This is a genomic window from Mesorhizobium sp. M1217, from assembly GCF_040318275.1.
Lineage (GTDB): Bacteria > Pseudomonadota > Alphaproteobacteria > Rhizobiales > Rhizobiaceae > Mesorhizobium.
In genome coordinates, this window is record NZ_JAMYMA010000015.1 from 111345 (window position 1) to 126014 (window position 14670).

Here is a 14670-nt window from a genome sequence, read left to right on the forward strand (position 1 = left end):
CTGACCCGGAAACGATGAAGTGCGAGTGAAAATGCGACTGGCAGGCATGGTATCAGGCGCGGCACTGTTGCAAGCTTCCACCGTGATGGTGAACGCCCATCCGCATGTCTTTGCCGAAGCGAAGCTGGATCTGACCGTCAGCCCAGACAAGACGGTCAAGTCCCTTCGACATCTCTGGCGTTTCGACGATCTCTTTTCCAGCACAGTGCTGATGGAATTCGACAAGAATTCCGATCTTGTCCTTGATGCAAAGGAACTCGATGAAGTCGCTCTTACCGTCCATGCATCGCTGGCCGAGTATAACTACTTTCAAATGGTGACCTTGAACGGCAAGGACGTGACGATGGCGCCACCGCCGAAATTCAGCGTCAGCTATGAAAACGATCAACTCGTCGTCCAGTTCGAAACGCAGCCGAAGGACCCGTTGGCCCTTGCTGGAAAAGTCAGCATCGGCGTCTACGATCCGACCTTCTACACGGCACTCGACTTTACCGATGACGACAAGATTGCGGTGGCGGGTCTGCCGCAAGGCTGCTCACGTGCGGTCGTGCGTCCCGATCCGGACACGGCCATAGCGCAAAACCAGAAAAGCCTGACGGACGCTTTCTTCAGTGACCCGACGGGGACCGATCTCGGCAAGATTTTCGCTACACGTCTTGAATTGACGTGTGGCTGACACGGAGTCGATCTGATCGCCATGTTCCGAACCCTCGTCGAATTCCAGCGAACGATCTACCTGGCGCCGGGCATCTAGCTGATCATGCTCGCTGCCCTAGGACCATCACCTTTCATGAATCGGAGCGTGGCATACCCCAGGCGCCGGTGCCTTTTCCCGCCATCCTCTGGAACAGGTCATCTGTCTGTGCCGGTGAAATGTTCATTTCGGTGGCGACCCACCAGGCGAGGACCGCAAGAAATGCGCCGGCTATGAACTGAACGGCGAATTCGGCAGGCATGCCGCGATCGCCGATCCGTTTCTCGACGAGTTCTTCCCGGACGGCTCGCCGGATACGCTCACGCAGTTCGTCGTGGATCGTATCGCCGCTGCTTGCAAGCAATGCGTGGTGAAGCGGTCGGAATGCATGGGCGTGCTCGAACATGGGCAGGCTGAACTCGAACAGGCGGCTACCTGTTTCTTGACTTGCCGCCTCGCGCCTGCGGCCGATAGACCGCAGATGCGCCTCGATGGTCGCGCTGCGCAGAGCATCCTTGTCGGCATAGTGGGTATAGAAGGTCGACCTGCCGATATTGGCCCTCCGGCAAATGTCGTCGACGGTGATGGCAGCATATCCCTGCTCCGGGATCAGGGCGATGAGCGCGTCCTGCAGCAGGCCGCGCGTCCGCGCGACGCGTCGATCGATCGTGTTCCGCTCGCCCGCACGTTCGATTTTCATGGCCATGGCCCTCTGCAGCGCCCGGTTTCGGACATTCGGCGGTCCGGTGTCTGACAACACCATTTCCAGACATTGTGTCCATTATGATACGCCAAGTCCAGGAGCTCAAATCGGGTTTGGGCACGCCGCAAGGAAGCAGAAGGTCGCCAGACATGCATTCATCTGATCATCACGCCAATAACGGACCGCATTCGCGCAAGAGGGTGATAGCGTTGGTTCTGCTTGCCAAACTGTCGCTGGTTGCCGGCTTCCTCGTCCTCGCCAAATTGGGCATGGGCTATGTTCAGGCTGGCGCCTGGACGGCGGCATTCCACGGACTCGTCCTCGCGGTGATCGCGGGACTGGCGCTGTGGGGCAGCCTGCGTCACAGGGGGCTCGTCGGGAACGGTGCGCAGAGCGCGAGCGACAGGGGCATTGGCATCGTCCTGCACCGTGCGGCCGCCTATGACTTGCTCGCGCGCGTTCTGACCTTCGGGCGCGAGGGCCGCTTTCGCGAGTTCATGCTTCGCCCGTCAAAGCTCCAGCCCGGCGAAGCGATGCTCGATGTCGGCTGTGGAACGGGCACCCTTGCCATTGCCGCGAAGCGGCTGGTCGGTTCGGACGGAAGCGTCACCGGCGTCGATGCGTCGGCCGAAATGATCGAGAGGGCGCGCGCCAAGGCCGAGCGGTCCGGTCTCGATCTGACGTTCGTCAACGGGACGGCGCAGAAGCTTCCCTTCAAGGACGCGCAATTCGACATCGTCGTCGGCACGCTCATGCTGCATCACCTGTCGAAGCCCGTTCGATCGGCCTTCATCCGCGAGGCGGCACGCGTCTTGAAGCCGGCAGGCCGGCTGTTGCTCATCGATTTCGGCAGGCCGGTGTCCAGATTACCCAGGCTCCACAAGCATGGTCATGTCGATATGCATTCGGTCGCCTCGCTGTTGACCGAGAGCGGATTCCAGGTCAGCGATATCGGCGCGGTCGGCACCAAGAACCTGAACTACATTCGCGCCACGACGAATAAGGACCAGCCAGGCCAGGCGTCGCCGGCATCGCCGTGATCATGCTCAGGCACTGGCTGAATGGCGACCCGTTCTGAGGCGGAACAATCACATATGGGCGTTGGCACGTCCCAATTCGGCCTGCTTGCAATGGCAGCTGTCCTGCCTGAACAGGAAACCCGAAGTGAGTCTTCGCCATGTGCCTTGAATTGACCTGCGGATGATGTTCCAAACCCTTGTCGAGTTTCAGCGCACGATCTACCTCGCGCTGGCCGAGCAGATCAAATTGCTGTCGGCGGGCGGCGACTGGCTGGCGTTCATGGCCTTCTTGCCGATGGGAGTGCTGTTTGGTGCGGCGCATGCTCTGACGCCAGGTCATAGCAAAGCCGTGCTGGCGACGTATCTGGCCGGTTCGGATGCCAAGGTTTCGCGCGGCCTTCTCGTGTCGCTGACACTCTCGTTCACGCATGTGACGATAGCCGTGCTGATCGCAGCCCTCTCGTTGCCGCTGGTCTCGATTGCTTTGGGTAGCGTTGGCCGGGCGCCGCTTTTGGAAGATGTCAGTCGCGGCCTGCTCGGCCTGCTCGGCGTCTGGATGCTCTGGCGCGCTTTGAGCCATGGCCATCACCACAAGCATGAAGGTGAGGCCGTCGGCGTCATGGCGGGCTTGATCCCGTGTCCACTCACGCTTTTTGTGATGACCTTCGCGATATCCAGAGGCGTTCCGGTCGCCGGCATCCTCTTCGCAATCACCATGATGGTCGGCGTGGCGTTGACGCTGTCTTGCGTAGCCGTGTTGTCGATCCTGTTTCGGGAGCGTCTCGTGCATTTTTTCGACAGCAGGCCACGCCTGTTCGATATCATTTCCCGCTCTATCGAAGGCGGGGCAGGCCTTGTGCTCGCCGGTGTAGCCATCTGGCAAATCTCTGCGCGCTGAAAGACGTTCAAGCAGACGGCCGGACGCAAAGCGTGGCCTCGCCGATGGATGGCGGGCTGGACGGCGCAATAGCGCCATCCGTCCGAACTCAGCGTGACCGTTTGCCAGAGCCGCCTTGCAACTCGCCAGAGGCCGACCTAGCTCTTCTTGACCGCAACTTTGTCGAGGGCTGCGCGCAGACCTTTCGCCAGCTTCTGCGCATCGTCGTTCGCCCAGAAATGCATGAAGAAGAGCCGGGGCTGCTCATCGAGCATGTGGCTATGCAGCGCGGTGATCTCGATGCCGTCGTGCTGCATGGCTTTGATAACCGGATCGACCTCCTTTGCCGTCAGCACAAAATCACCCGTGATCGCCGCCTTGCCGCCACCTGTCGATTGGAAATTGATCGCTATTGCCGAGCCCATGGCCGCCTGCACTTCCATTCCATTTTCCTCGACCGGCTCGGCGCGCGGAATGGTGAATTGGTAGACCGCACCATTGGCCTTACCCTTGTAGCCCATGGTTTGGTCGACACCGGCGGCGTCGAACTCGATCTGCGGAGCGGTTTGCGGCTGGGCGCCGCCTCCCATCGGTGTTTTGCTCAGCGCCAATCCGGCATGAAGCGCTGTTGCGAGCGCAACTGGGTCGCCTTGGCCGAAGACGTGCATGTAGAGTGTCATCGGCTCCGCGCGCAGCAAGTGGTTGTGCAACCCGGTGATTTCGATCCCACCCTCTTCAAGCTTCTTCATGACCGGGTTCACCTCGTCCTGCGTCAGAACGATGTCGCCCATGACCATTGCCTGATCTCCCATGGGTTCGAACGCGATCCAGCCTCCAAGCGCAAATCCTGGTTTCAGGGATATGCCATCGAGCGATACCTTCAGGTCCGTTCGAGGCAAGCCGACCCGGTAGACACCGCCAGGCATTTGGGCTCCGGATTTGCCGAGCGCCTGTGCGATTGTTTGCCAATCGGGTGCCGCCGATGCCGGTTGGAGCAGCGCCGACATCGCAATCAGCATTGTTCCGGTCACGAGTTTTGCATGCATGGGATTTCTCCTTGTGATCTGCCCCCATTGCCCAATTCGTTATGCGGCTGCTGGCTTCGAGGCCGGCGGCCAGCTGTGCGTCTCCCCCTTGCGGCGCGAGGCCCAGGCATAGAGCGCGTCGTAGACGACGAAGCCGTGCTTCAGCACCTCGTGGTCGTCAGGCGTCAGGTCCCGCAAACCCATGGAGATCGCGAGCAACCCTGCCGACTGTGGCGTGAGATCGTGCCGGTCCGTGTCAGCACCGCGCACGATTGCGGCAATGGTCACGATCGCTGGGTCGCGCTCAAGGCCGTATTTCGAGACGAAGGTGTCGAAACTGCAGCCGTCACCGACATGCGTGAATTCGACGCCGGGCACATCATACGGTGTCGCGCCCGTCTCCTGGGCAACGGAGATCACCTGATCGGGCGGTGCGAAGAGGAACTCCGGTTCCTTGTCGATAAAGCGCGCAATCAGCCAGGGGCAGGCGATGCGGTCGATGACAGGCCGTTCTCGGGTAACCCATTTCATGATTCATCTCCTTCCTTGAGTATCAGCGGGACGGTCGGCGCGCCGATCGCATGCCAGGCGGCGATGCCGCCGGAAAGCGCACTTGCATCGATGCCGCGGCGACGCAGTTCGGCGACGGCGTCACCGCTGACCTGGAAGCCGTAGACGCAATAAACGATGACCGGTCTGCCCTTCGGCAGTTCATCCGCCCAATCGGCGATCTTCTCGGGGGCTCGGAGCTTGGCCCCTGGCAGCATATCGCTGCGCTTTGCCAAATCCTCGGCGAGGCAGACGTCGAGCACCACGAGATCTTCTCCCTGAACGAGGCGCGCCCGCAGTTCCTCTGGCGCGATCGCTGGAACCGCGTCGTCCGATGCCGATCCTGTTGAAGGATCATGCTGCGCGATGGCCCGGCGGTGGCGGGCAGCGACCCGTTCCCAATGGATGTTCTTCATGAAGGCATCGACATAGGCGCCGGCCTTGGCGCCGAAATCCATGTGGTAGGCATGTTCGTACATGTCGAGCGCGAGGATCGGAATGCCGCCGGCAAGGCAGTTGGTGTGATCCCCTGCCCATTGGATCGTCAGCCGATCGCGGCGCTCCGACCAGGTCAGCAGGGTCCATCCCGAACCGCCGGCTTGCGCCTTCGCACAAGCCATGAACTTCGCGCGCCAGGCCGCCACACTGCCAAAGTCGCGCTCCAGGGCAGCCGCGAGATCGTCTCCGGCATCGCCGGAGCCACCGAGCCCATCGAAATAGATTTCGTGCAGGATCGCCGAGTTGGCCGCGACCAGCTCTTCGCGCTTCAGCCCGTTGATGTCGAAGACGGGTGCCGCGCCCCAGTCGAGTGCGTCGAGCCGCTGTTCGATGGCGTTCAGGCGACGAACGGCACCGCCGTAATTGTTTTCATAGTGGCTTGCCAACAGCCGCTCGGAGAGGCCGACGAGGCGAGGCGGCTTGAACGGCAGCGGCATGATCTGGTGTGGCATCGGTTTCCCCACTCTGCGGCACGGCCCATCCGTGAGGAGGCGAACGCTATGCCTCAATGGAAAATGATACAAGTGTTGCATTCTTCATTCTTCGTGATACGGTTCACTTATGAGTGAGGGGCAATCGCAGGAGCAGCGCTGGCTGCTCCTGATCCATCAACTGCCAAGCAAACCCGCCTATTTCCGGGTGAAGATCTGGCGACGGTTGCAAGGCATCGGCGCGGTCGCAGTCAAAAGCACCGTTTACGCCCTGCCTGCGAATGCCGAGATGCAGGAGGATTTCGAATGGCTTCTCAAGGAGATCGTCGCTGGCAGCGGCGAGGCCATGATGTGCGAGGCACGCCTTGTCGACGGTCTATCGGACGCACAGGTCCGGGCGATGTTCGACGCCGCCCGTGACGCCGACTACGCGGAGATCGTCGAGGAAGCGCGCGATCTGGCCGATGCGATCAAGACGAACCCGACATCGGAAAGACATGCGGAGGCGCGTTCGCAACTCGGCCGCTTGCGCAAGCGGCTCGCCGAAGTCGTGACAATTGACTTCTTCGGGGCGAGCGGTCGCCTCGCCGTCGAGGGACTGATCGCCGAGCTCGAGACACAGCTTATAGAGGACAAGGCCATGACCAAGGGACCGAAGAAGGCGGCCGAGCCGAGCGAGCTCAGGGGCCGGATCTGGGTCACACGCCGGGATGTGCATGTCGACCGCATCGCCTGCAGCTGGCTGATCCGTCGCTTCATCGATGCCGATGCGGTCATTCGCTTCGTGGCGGGCAAGGGATATGTGCCGAAAGAGGGGGAATTGCGCTTCGACATGTTCGAGGGCGAAATCACCCATGAGGGAGACCGCTGCAGCTTCGAGGTGCTGCTGGCCCGCGCCGGCATCACCGATACGGCTTTGCAGGCCATCGCCGAGGTCGTCCACGATATCGATCTTAAGGACAGCAAGTTCAGTCGCGAGGAAACCACCGGCATCGCCAGCCTGATCGCTGGTATCGCCATGGCAAACGCGGGAGACGAGCAACGGATCGCCGAGGGCGCTTCGGTGTTCGACAATCTCTATCGATATTTCCGTTCGAAACGCGGGTGATCTGAGCCATGGCCAATGCGGAGAGTATCGTGACAGCGCCAAACCGACGAAACGACACGCCGGGTCATGGCGTTTCGTTCGCTGAGGCCACGCGGGTGTGGGCCCGAGTGGCCGCGCTCAGCTTCGGCGGGCCGGCCGGCCAGATCGCCATGATGCACCGCATCATAGTCGAGGAAAAGCGCTGGATCGGCGAGACCAGGTTCCTGCATGCGCTGAACTATTGCACGCTGCTGCCCGGACCGGAGGCGCAGCAGCTGGCCATCTACATCGGCTGGCTCATGCACAAGACCAGAGGCGGCCTTGTCGCCGGGATTCTGTTCGTGTTGCCAGGCGCGATTGCCATCATGGCGCTCAGCTGGATTTACGCCATCTTCGGCAACGTCGGCGCCGTTCAGGCTCTCTTCTTCGGTTTGAAGGCGGCGGTCCTCGCGATCGTGCTTGAGGCGGTCTTGCGGATCGGCAGGCGGGCGCTCAAGAACAACGCAATGGTCGGGCTCGCGGCGGCAGCCTTCATCGCTCTCTTTTTCTTCGATGCGCCGTTTCCACTGGTCATCTTGATCGCGGGCGTGATTGGTTACGTGGGGGGAAGAGCTGGGTGGGCTGCATTCCAGTCGGGCAATGGACATGGCAAGGTCGGCGGCAAGCAGGTCGCCGATGCCGATACAGCGCTCGGCGAAGGGGTGCCGGCGCACGCCCGGCCGTCCGTCAGTTGGTCGCTGAAGATCGCGGCAGTTTTTCTGGCGCTGTGGTTCGTGCCGGTCCTGGCACTTCTGGTGTTTCTTGGGCAAGGCAATGTCTTCACCGACATTGCGATCTTCTTCTCCAAGATGGCGATGGTTACCTTCGGCGGTGCCTATGCGGTGCTCGCCTATGTCGCGCAACAGGGCGTGGATCACTATGGCTGGCTCAAGCCGGGAGAAATGCTGGACGGCCTCGGTATGGCCGAGACCACGCCTGGCCCGCTGATCATGGTCACCCAATTCGTCGGCTTCATGGGAGCCTACCGCGCGCCGGGAGCGCTCAGCCCGCTCGTAGCCGGAACGCTCGGCGGTCTTCTCACGACGTGGGTGACCTTCGTCCCCTGTTTCCTGTGGATATTCCTTGGTGCGCCGTTCATGGAAACGATGCGCAGCAACAAGGCCCTATCCGCAGCGCTGTCTGCTATCACAGCAGCGGTGGTCGGTGTAATTCTGAACCTGGCGGTGTGGTTCGCGCTTCACGTGTTGTTTCGCGAACTGCATGAGGTCAACTGGCTGGGCATGACGCTGGACGTGCCGGTGTTCAACTCCGTTAATGTCCCGTCGCTGGTCCTTACGCTCGGCGCGCTGCTGGCTGTGTTTCGTTTCAAGATCGGCATGATCCCGGTGTTGGCGGCATGCTCGGTCCTCGGCCTGCTCTACGGGGTGGTCAGCGGATCGATTTAAGCTGTGCGGTCGGCGTAATCATTCTCCGGGCAGGAGGCATCCTTGACAGCCCAAAGGCCGATGCATGCTGTGCGCGAACCGGCCGCGAGACGGAGGTTTGCACTCCTGCCTTCCGGTGCCGGGCCGGCAGCTACGTATCTGCTGACTTCGAGGGGGTTACGGGCGTTCGGCGATGGACTCGTCAGTCTCCTGCTTCCCGCCTATCTGGCCGCGCTCGGCTTCAACGCTTTCGAGATCGGGATACTCGCGACGGCGACGCTCGCGGGTTCGGCGGCGCTCACCTTGGCAGTCGGGTTTGTCGCGCACCATTTCTCCCGCCGCTCTCTGCTGATTGCAGCCGCCGTCCTGATGGTCGTCACGGGGATCGCCTTCGCATTGGTTCACGATTTCTGGCCACTCCTCCTTATTGCATTCGTCGGCACGTTCAACCCATCCTCCGGCGACGTCAGTGTGTTTCTGCCGCTGGAGCACGCGCAACTCGCCCACAGTGTCACTGATCGCGACCGCACCGCGCTCTTTGCCCGCTACAGCCTTGTTGGCTCACTTGTAGGGGCCGTCGGTGCTCTTGCGGCCGGAGCCCCTGACATTCTCCGACAGGTTGTCGGTCTGGACATCAAGCAAGCGCTCCAGATCGCCTTCCTGCTCTATGCTTTTCTGGGGGTTGGAGCGCTGCTGCTCTATCGCCGACTGCCAGACGAGCCCTTCGATTTGGCTGCGGTGCCAGCGGAACCACTACGCAAGTCTCGAACCATTGTCCTCACGCTCGCTGCGCTCTTCAGCCTCGATGCCTTTGCGGGAGGCTTCGTGGTCCAGTCATTGTTAGCTCTTTGGCTTTTCCAACAGTTCGGCCTATCGCTCGCTGCTACAGGTGCGATCTTCTTCTTGACGGGCATCCTGTCAGCCGGGTCGTATCTGGTGGCAGTGCAAATCTCCAAACGGTTCGGGCTCGTAAACACCATGGTGTTTACCCACCTGCCGTCCAGTCTTTGCCTTTTGCTCATTCCCTTCATGCCGAGCCTCGGTCCGGTCGTCCTCCTTCTGCTTATCAGAAGCGCCTTGTCGCAGATGGATGTACCGACCCGCACCTCCTACGTCATGGCGGTGGTGACGCCGGGTGAGCGTGCCGCAGCGGCGAGTGTCACTGCCGTGCCTCGTAGCCTCGCGGCGGCCGCCAGTCCGATGCTTGCCGGCTCGCTGCTCGCAATGTCCGGTTTCGGTTGGCCGCTGCTCATCGCGGGCGTCTTGAAGATTGTCTACGATATGCTTCTGCTTGCAATGTTCCGCAAGGTTCGCCCTCCGGAAGAACGACGGGACTGGCAGTAGCAGGTGCAAAATGCGGCCGAGCAGATCACCCGCCCGTCGAGGGCTTGGTTGACGCTGCCTGGATCGCCTCGCGATCCACGAAATCTTGCTTCGCTGATTTGACGAAGGCACGACTGAATGCGCGCTGCCCGCGAGGAAGTCCTCAGCCGAGAATTAGGCCTGCCACGGCCACTTCGCACATTCCTTCCGAATCTGCGCAGGGCTCAGACCCAAGTCTGCCAGCTGATGATCTTCGAGTTCGGCCAGCTGTTCCGTTGACGATGGAATTCGATCCAGCGCGCCACCGATGCCCTCGAACGCACTAAATTTTCCATGGCGCGATGGGCACTTGCCTGTGGCGATGAACGCCTCGGCGTCTCAATCAGCAAGGGGTTCAAGATTTCTCATCCTTCCGCAGTGCGCTGGTTGACGTGTGCTGCGGAAATGCTCCAATCTGCCCTCGGGCGCAAAGCATGGTTTCTCCTGCTTGGCCCAATTTTTCTCATGACATGGTGTGAAATTGGCCCGCCGACTGCCGTCACTCAACGCCCTCAAAGCCTTCGAGGCGGCGGCGCGCCACGAGAGCTTTACTAGGGCGGCGGACGAACGTTCCGTCACGCAGGGCGCGGTGAGCCATCAGGTGAAGGCGCTCGAACTCGAATTGGGCATCAGGCTGTTCGATCGCGAACATCAAAAGCTGAGCATCACGCGGGCCGGCCTATCCTATCTGGAGGTGGTGCGCGATGCCTTCGACCGTATAGCTCTCGGCACGCAACGCATCCAGCATCTATCCCGGGCCGGAGCGTTGACGGTCAGCACGTCGCCCGACTTTGCCGCCAAGTGGTTGGTAAACCGCCTTGGCAGGTTTGCCGAGACGCACCCCGACATTGATCTCAGAATTTCCGCAACCATGCATCACGTCGACTTCGCGAGAGAGGACGTCGATCTTGCCGTGCGGCATGGCGATGGCAACTGGGCGGGGCATGATGTTGTCCGCCTGTGCTCCGAGCAACTGTTCGTGGTCTGCAGTCCCAAACTTCACCAGCGGATGCGCGAGCCGTCCGATGTGCTGAACTTTCCGTTGCTGCATCTTGATGACCGAAAGGACTGGTCGGGATGGCTCGAGGCCGCTGGCGTGGTCGATGCCGAACTCTCCCATGGGCCGGTCTTGAACCGCGCCAGCATGGTCATAGACGCCGCTATCGACGGCCAGGGCGTCGCACTCGCCCGCACCACGCTTGCGGCTTGGGACCTCATCAACGGGCGCCTCGTAAGGCCGTTCGCCACGACGCTGCGATTGTCCAAGACCTACTGGATCGTCTGTCCCAAGGCGACGTCGACGCTCCCTAAAATTACGACATTCCGTGACTGGCTGTTGGCTGAGACCGCCGATGATGTGCGCCGCCTCAAAACGCTCGGTCCATAGGCTTGAAGGGCTCAATTGTTCAACGGGCTTCTGCGACGGGCGAACGTCCGATTACCGGCCGCGAGAGGTAATTCGGACGAACGGCGATAAACGTAGATAAGAGTCCGCTAGCGCGCCAGCGCGACCTTCAGGATGGTGAGCCGCGATGTCCGGGGTGGCTATTCATACTGAGTTCAACCGCAGTCGGCGAGACCGGATGCTGGCTCGCACCAGGCCCTATGGTGCGCCTCGGGAGATGATGAGATGACCGATCTTCAGAAGATCATTTGGATGATAGTGCTGGCGATCCTCGCCGGGATCGCGCTGATTTTACTAAATCACTGGATCAGGGGCGACCTGTCCGCAGCGCTGCCATTGACTTTGATCACCGAGAAGCCAGTTTGAGCTCGGCCGTCTGCAGAGAGGATTTGGTCAATCTGCCACTCATTGACCGGCAGTCAGCGACGCTGTTCAAGGCCGAACGGCGGTTGCGCGATAGCGGCAAATACGCTTCAGAGATGACCGTAGCTTTTTCATACAGAGGATCTCATGCCGGCGGACGATGGTAGTCTACGCGACATTCTTGGAATTTTGTTGGTTCTCGTACTCGTAGGCGCAAACGGCTTCTTTGTCGCCGCCGAGTTTGCCCTGGTAGCGGTTAGACGCAGCCGCGTCGACGAGCTTGCAGCTGCCGGGCGTTTGAACGCCGGGCAGCTTCAAAAAACCTTGGTCAATCTAGATGCCAATCTGGCCGCGACCCAGCTCGGCATCACCATTTCATCGCTGGCGCTCGGCTGGGTCGGTGAACCCGCACTTGCCCATCTGATCGAGCCACTCCTCTTAGGAGTAATGGGGTCCCTGGCCACGGCAGCTTCGCACACGATCGCCGTCGTCATCGCTTTCATCATCATCACCGCTCTTCACATCGTCCTGGGCGAATTGGCGCCGAAGAGCCTGGCGCTTCAGCGCAGCGAAGGCACGGCACTCTGGGTCGTACGCCCGCTCGGCCTGTTTCTGTTTCTGCTGAGACCGGCGATCCTGGCTCTGAACGGTCTCGGCAATCTGGTGCTGCGTCTCTGCGGTCTGCGCCCTGGCACAGGGGAGGAGTCCTTGCATTCGCCTGAAGAGCTGAAGCTGCTCGTAGCGGCAAGCCAGGAGGCAGGGCTGCTCCATCAAACTCAGCAGGAACTTGTCGAGCGTGTCTTCAACATCGGCGATCGGCGCATCGCGGATATCATGACACCGCGACGCGATATCGACTGGATCGACGCTGACGACAGCCCAGATGAGATTCTGCGCACCATCCGCGAATGTCGTCATGAGCAGCTTCTGGTCGGCCGCGGCGGGATCGACGAACCGCTCGGCATGATCCTGAAGAAGGATCTCCTTGACCAGGTGCTCGATGGAAAAACGCTCGATCCGATGGCGGTTATCCGCGAACCCGTGATCGTCCACGAAGGAACGCAAATCTTCCGCGTGCTCGATCAGTTCAAGCGGGCGCCGGTGCGCTTGGCGATCGTCATCGACGAATATGGCGCTCTGGAGGGGATCGTCACCCAGACCGATCTGCTCGAGGCCATCGCAGGCGACCTTCCAGACCTGGAAGGTGAAGACCCCGATGTCCTGGAGCGTGATGACGGTTCCCTGCTGATCGACGGGATGATGCTGGCGCATGATGCCTTCGCTCGCCTGGGCTTTCGATCAGGGGCGGCAGAGGGTGATTTTCATACGATCGCTGGATTCGCTTTGTCCCAGCTGGGTCACCTTCCGGAAGCTGGCGAGCACTTTGACTATCAGGGCTGGCGCTTCGAGATCCTCGATATGGACGGAAGGCGGATCGACAAGCTGCTCGCCCGGCGTGAGTCGCCTACATCCAAGCCTGCAGCCATTTGAGGCCGAACGCACCGGGCGCGAGTATCGCTGTCGCCCACAGCAAGGCCGAGGTGACGTTGGCGATCTGAAACGTCAAAGTAGGCATCTCACAGACGCCCGCAACCAATGGAACGGAGGCGCGCAACGGACCTGAGAAGCGCCCGATGAACACCCCCAGCCCACCCCAGCGTTCGAAGAAGGCGCGGCCACGGGGCATCAGGTCCGGCTACCGCTTCAGCGGCCAGTAGTGCGATACCCTGTCGCCCAAGCGAGTGCCGATCCAGAAGGACAGCCAGTCGCCCAGCACAGCGCCGACGATAGCGCTTTCGCCGATCAGGAAACCGACGCCAACAAGGATTACGGTTGCGGGAAGCAGCAGCGAAATGAACGCCAGCGATTCCCCGAAGGCCAGCATGGCCACCACCGGAATGCCCCATGCCTCATGCGCGCGGATAAAAGCGATCGTCGCTTGAGTGGTCTCGTCGAGGCTCATTCGCTGGTTCCCGCTTCACCCCTGCAAAGGGGCGCATCCCGATGCTTAGCTAGAACCATCCCCGCCACTTGAACCACGCCAGTGGAACAATGGCGCTGAGGCCGATCATTGCCAACCCATAGGGGTAGCCGAAGGCCCAGTCATATTCGGGCATGGTCTTGAAATTCATGCCGTAGATGCCCGCGATCAGCGTTGGGGGAATGCCGACGATCGAGACGATGGTGAGAATCTTGAAGATGTCGTTCTGGGCGATGCCGATCAGCCCGACCATGGCATCTAGCAGGAATTGCACCTTGTCAGAGAGATGGACCTCATAGTCGTCGAGCGAAGCCATCTTGCTTCAGGCCGTTCATTCGCGACGCGATTTGCACGTCGCCCCAGTCAGCGGTCATCCCGCATGCGAAATCGATGGCGCGCCCAAGGCCCAGTAACGCATCGCGCTTTTCCGAAAGATAGTCACCCAGCCGGCCGACATGGCGCGATAGAGGACCTCGCCGCGTCGATCGCACGGCGCGGCCTGCTCCAGAGCCTTAACGTCCGGCCAGTATTGGATGGCGAGGGTAACGAGACCGGCATGTTTGAGGTGCCGGCTGGCTGGCGCCGCTATCGCGCGCTGGAACTGCTGGTCAAGCAGAAGCGCATGATCAAGACCGAGCCAGTTCCCTGCGTCGTCAGCGACGCCCACAGCGCGGTCCCGATCGAGGAGGACTCGCTGGCCGAGAATTTTCAGCGCGAAGATTTACATCCCCTGGATATGTTCCGGGCCTTCCAGACCCTGCACGATCAGGGCGCCAGTCATGAGGAGATTGCGGCACGCTTCTTCGTGTCCGCTACCTTTGTCCAGCAGCGCCTGCGGCTCGCAAAAGTTTCGCCCAAGCTGCACGAGGTCTACGAGCAGGAGGGAATGCAACTCGAGCATCTCATGGCCTTTACCGTGACCGACGATCACGCCCGTCAGGAGCAGGTCTGGGAGGCGCTCGAAAACTCCTGGTCGAAGGAGCCGCAGCAGATCCGGCGCCTGCTGAGTCAGCTGAAGGTCTTCCGGGAAGTGTTGCGGGCCGGTTCGACACGGCGAGCAGCGGCAGCGCTCGGGATAAGCCAGCCGGCCGTCAGTCAACATGTCAAGCAACTCGAGACCACGCTCGGCATCACACTCTTCAAGAGATCAGCCAACCGCATCGTCCCCTTGCAGGAAGCCTGGGAACTCCTACGAAACGTAGAACTTGGCCTAACGTCCCTGGATCGGCTGGAAGCGTCGATCTTCGCTATG

General features: G+C 61.0%; 15 protein-coding genes and 2 pseudogenes. 10 read left to right on the forward strand and 7 right to left on the reverse strand.

The genetic code is table 11. The features are described 5' to 3' along the window. Positions 1–46: 46 nt before the first annotated feature. Entirely contained in the window at positions 47–676 is a 630-nt protein-coding gene (locus NKH37_RS23935; RefSeq protein ID WP_352643295.1) for a DUF1007 family protein, read from the forward strand. 112 nt (positions 677–788) lie between these two features. Here the strand turns inward: NKH37_RS23935 and NKH37_RS23940 are convergent, their stop codons facing one another. Further along, complete coding sequence (locus NKH37_RS23940; protein ID WP_353041636.1) at positions 789–1400, reverse strand: TetR/AcrR family transcriptional regulator; 612 nt, start codon at positions 1398–1400, stop codon at positions 789–791. Between the two features lie 146 nt (positions 1401–1546). Here NKH37_RS23940 and NKH37_RS23945 point away from each other — a divergent pair, with 146 nt between their 5' ends. After that, positions 1547–2437, forward strand: coding sequence for a class I SAM-dependent methyltransferase (locus NKH37_RS23945; RefSeq protein WP_353004327.1), 891 nt, complete (start codon positions 1547–1549; stop codon positions 2435–2437). Positions 2438–2600: 163 nt separating this feature from the next. Further along, on the forward strand, positions 2601–3314 hold the full coding sequence (locus NKH37_RS23950) for a HoxN/HupN/NixA family nickel/cobalt transporter (protein ID WP_352643297.1): 714 nt from the start codon (positions 2601–2603) through the stop codon (positions 3312–3314). A gap of 137 nt (positions 3315–3451) precedes the next feature. Here NKH37_RS23950 and NKH37_RS23955 read toward each other — a convergent pair whose 3' ends face one another. Genes NKH37_RS23955 through NKH37_RS23965 form a run of 3 tightly spaced genes read right to left on the reverse strand, consistent with a single transcriptional unit; the run spans position 3452 to position 5817 of the window. After that, the gene (locus NKH37_RS23955; protein ID WP_352643274.1) at positions 3452–4339 is read right to left on the reverse strand and encodes a DUF1259 domain-containing protein; all 888 of its coding nucleotides are present in this window, start codon (positions 4337–4339) and stop codon (positions 3452–3454) included. A 39-nt stretch (positions 4340–4378) separates the two neighbouring features. Then, positions 4379–4849 carry a chromate resistance protein ChrB domain-containing protein gene (locus NKH37_RS23960; RefSeq protein WP_352643276.1) on the reverse strand — a complete coding sequence of 157 codons (471 nt, stop codon included), beginning with the start codon at positions 4847–4849 and terminating at the stop codon, positions 4379–4381. Then, complete coding sequence (locus tag NKH37_RS23965; RefSeq protein ID WP_352643277.1) at positions 4846–5817, reverse strand: Fe-Mn family superoxide dismutase; 972 nt, start codon at positions 5815–5817, stop codon at positions 4846–4848. The genes NKH37_RS23960 and NKH37_RS23965 overlap by 4 nt, the downstream gene beginning before the upstream one ends. Positions 5818–5926: 109 nt before the next feature. Between NKH37_RS23965 and NKH37_RS23970 the strand changes: the two genes are divergently transcribed. The 3 genes from NKH37_RS23970 to NKH37_RS23980 are packed head-to-tail and all read left to right on the forward strand — an operon-like array spanning position 5927 to position 9651. After that, positions 5927–6904, forward strand: coding sequence for a chromate resistance protein ChrB domain-containing protein (locus tag NKH37_RS23970; protein ID WP_353004331.1), 978 nt, complete (start codon positions 5927–5929; stop codon positions 6902–6904). A gap of 8 nt (positions 6905–6912) precedes the next feature. Then, positions 6913–8328 (forward strand): chromate efflux transporter, encoded by a 1416-nt coding sequence (gene chrA, locus NKH37_RS23975; RefSeq protein WP_352643281.1) that lies wholly within the window; start codon positions 6913–6915, stop codon positions 8326–8328. Positions 8329–8370: 42 nt separating this feature from the next. Then, positions 8371–9651 (forward strand): MFS transporter, encoded by a 1281-nt coding sequence (locus NKH37_RS23980; protein ID WP_352643283.1) that lies wholly within the window; start codon positions 8371–8373, stop codon positions 9649–9651. 153 nt (positions 9652–9804) lie between these two features. Here the strand turns inward: NKH37_RS23980 and NKH37_RS23985 are convergent, their stop codons facing one another. Further along, positions 9805–9993 (reverse strand): DUF1127 domain-containing protein, encoded by a 189-nt coding sequence (locus tag NKH37_RS23985; protein WP_353041655.1) that lies wholly within the window; start codon positions 9991–9993, stop codon positions 9805–9807. Between the two features lie 151 nt (positions 9994–10144). Here NKH37_RS23985 and NKH37_RS23990 point away from each other — a divergent pair, with 151 nt between their 5' ends. From NKH37_RS23990 to NKH37_RS24000, 3 genes are all read left to right on the forward strand, one after another. Further along, the gene (locus tag NKH37_RS23990; RefSeq protein ID WP_352643285.1) at positions 10145–11056 is read left to right on the forward strand and encodes a transcriptional regulator GcvA; all 912 of its coding nucleotides are present in this window, start codon (positions 10145–10147) and stop codon (positions 11054–11056) included. A gap of 243 nt (positions 11057–11299) precedes the next feature. Beyond that, positions 11300–11440, forward strand: coding sequence for a hypothetical protein (locus tag NKH37_RS23995; RefSeq protein WP_352643287.1), 141 nt, complete (start codon positions 11300–11302; stop codon positions 11438–11440). A 144-nt stretch (positions 11441–11584) separates the two neighbouring features. Next, complete coding sequence (locus NKH37_RS24000) at positions 11585–12928, forward strand: hemolysin family protein (protein WP_352643289.1); 1344 nt, start codon at positions 11585–11587, stop codon at positions 12926–12928. Here the strand turns inward: NKH37_RS24000 and NKH37_RS24005 are convergent. Both NKH37_RS24005 and NKH37_RS24010 read right to left on the reverse strand, forming a co-directional pair. Next, positions 12903–13400: pseudogene (locus tag NKH37_RS24005) on the reverse strand (DedA family protein). The gene NKH37_RS24000 and the pseudogene NKH37_RS24005 overlap by 26 nt on opposite strands. A 49-nt stretch (positions 13401–13449) precedes the next feature. Beyond that, a complete protein-coding gene (locus tag NKH37_RS24010; RefSeq protein WP_502895850.1) occupies positions 13450–13734 on the reverse strand; it encodes a CorA family divalent cation transporter in 285 nt (94 codons plus the stop codon). A 144-nt stretch (positions 13735–13878) separates the two neighbouring features. Between NKH37_RS24010 and NKH37_RS24015 the strand changes: the two are divergent. Further along, positions 13879–14574: pseudogene (locus tag NKH37_RS24015) on the forward strand (LysR family transcriptional regulator); the annotation flags it as partial. Positions 14575–14670 lie beyond the last annotated feature (96 nt).

Coding starts and splice junctions, on each gene's coding strand:
- NKH37_RS23935 (WP_352643295.1), top strand. CDS start 47: ATGGTATCAGGCGCGGCACTGTTGCAAGCTTCCACCGTGATGGTGAAC.
- NKH37_RS23940 (WP_353041636.1), bottom strand. CDS start 1,400: ATGGCCATGAAAATCGAACGTGCGGGCGAGCGGAACACGATCGATCGA.
- NKH37_RS23945 (WP_353004327.1), top strand. CDS start 1,547: ATGCATTCATCTGATCATCACGCCAATAACGGACCGCATTCGCGCAAG.
- NKH37_RS23950 (WP_352643297.1), top strand. CDS start 2,601: ATGTTCCAAACCCTTGTCGAGTTTCAGCGCACGATCTACCTCGCGCTG.
- NKH37_RS23955 (WP_352643274.1), bottom strand. CDS start 4,339: ATGCATGCAAAACTCGTGACCGGAACAATGCTGATTGCGATGTCGGCG.
- NKH37_RS23960 (WP_352643276.1), bottom strand. CDS start 4,849: ATGAAATGGGTTACCCGAGAACGGCCTGTCATCGACCGCATCGCCTGC.
- NKH37_RS23965 (WP_352643277.1), bottom strand. CDS start 5,817: ATGCCACACCAGATCATGCCGCTGCCGTTCAAGCCGCCTCGCCTCGTC.
- NKH37_RS23970 (WP_353004331.1), top strand. CDS start 5,927: ATGAGTGAGGGGCAATCGCAGGAGCAGCGCTGGCTGCTCCTGATCCAT.
- chrA (WP_352643281.1), top strand. CDS start 6,913: ATGGCCAATGCGGAGAGTATCGTGACAGCGCCAAACCGACGAAACGAC.
- NKH37_RS23995 (WP_352643287.1), top strand. CDS start 11,300: ATGACCGATCTTCAGAAGATCATTTGGATGATAGTGCTGGCGATCCTC.
- NKH37_RS24000 (WP_352643289.1), top strand. CDS start 11,585: ATGCCGGCGGACGATGGTAGTCTACGCGACATTCTTGGAATTTTGTTG.
- NKH37_RS24010 (WP_502895850.1), bottom strand. CDS start 13,734: ATGGCTTCGCTCGACGACTATGAGGTCCATCTCTCTGACAAGGTGCAA.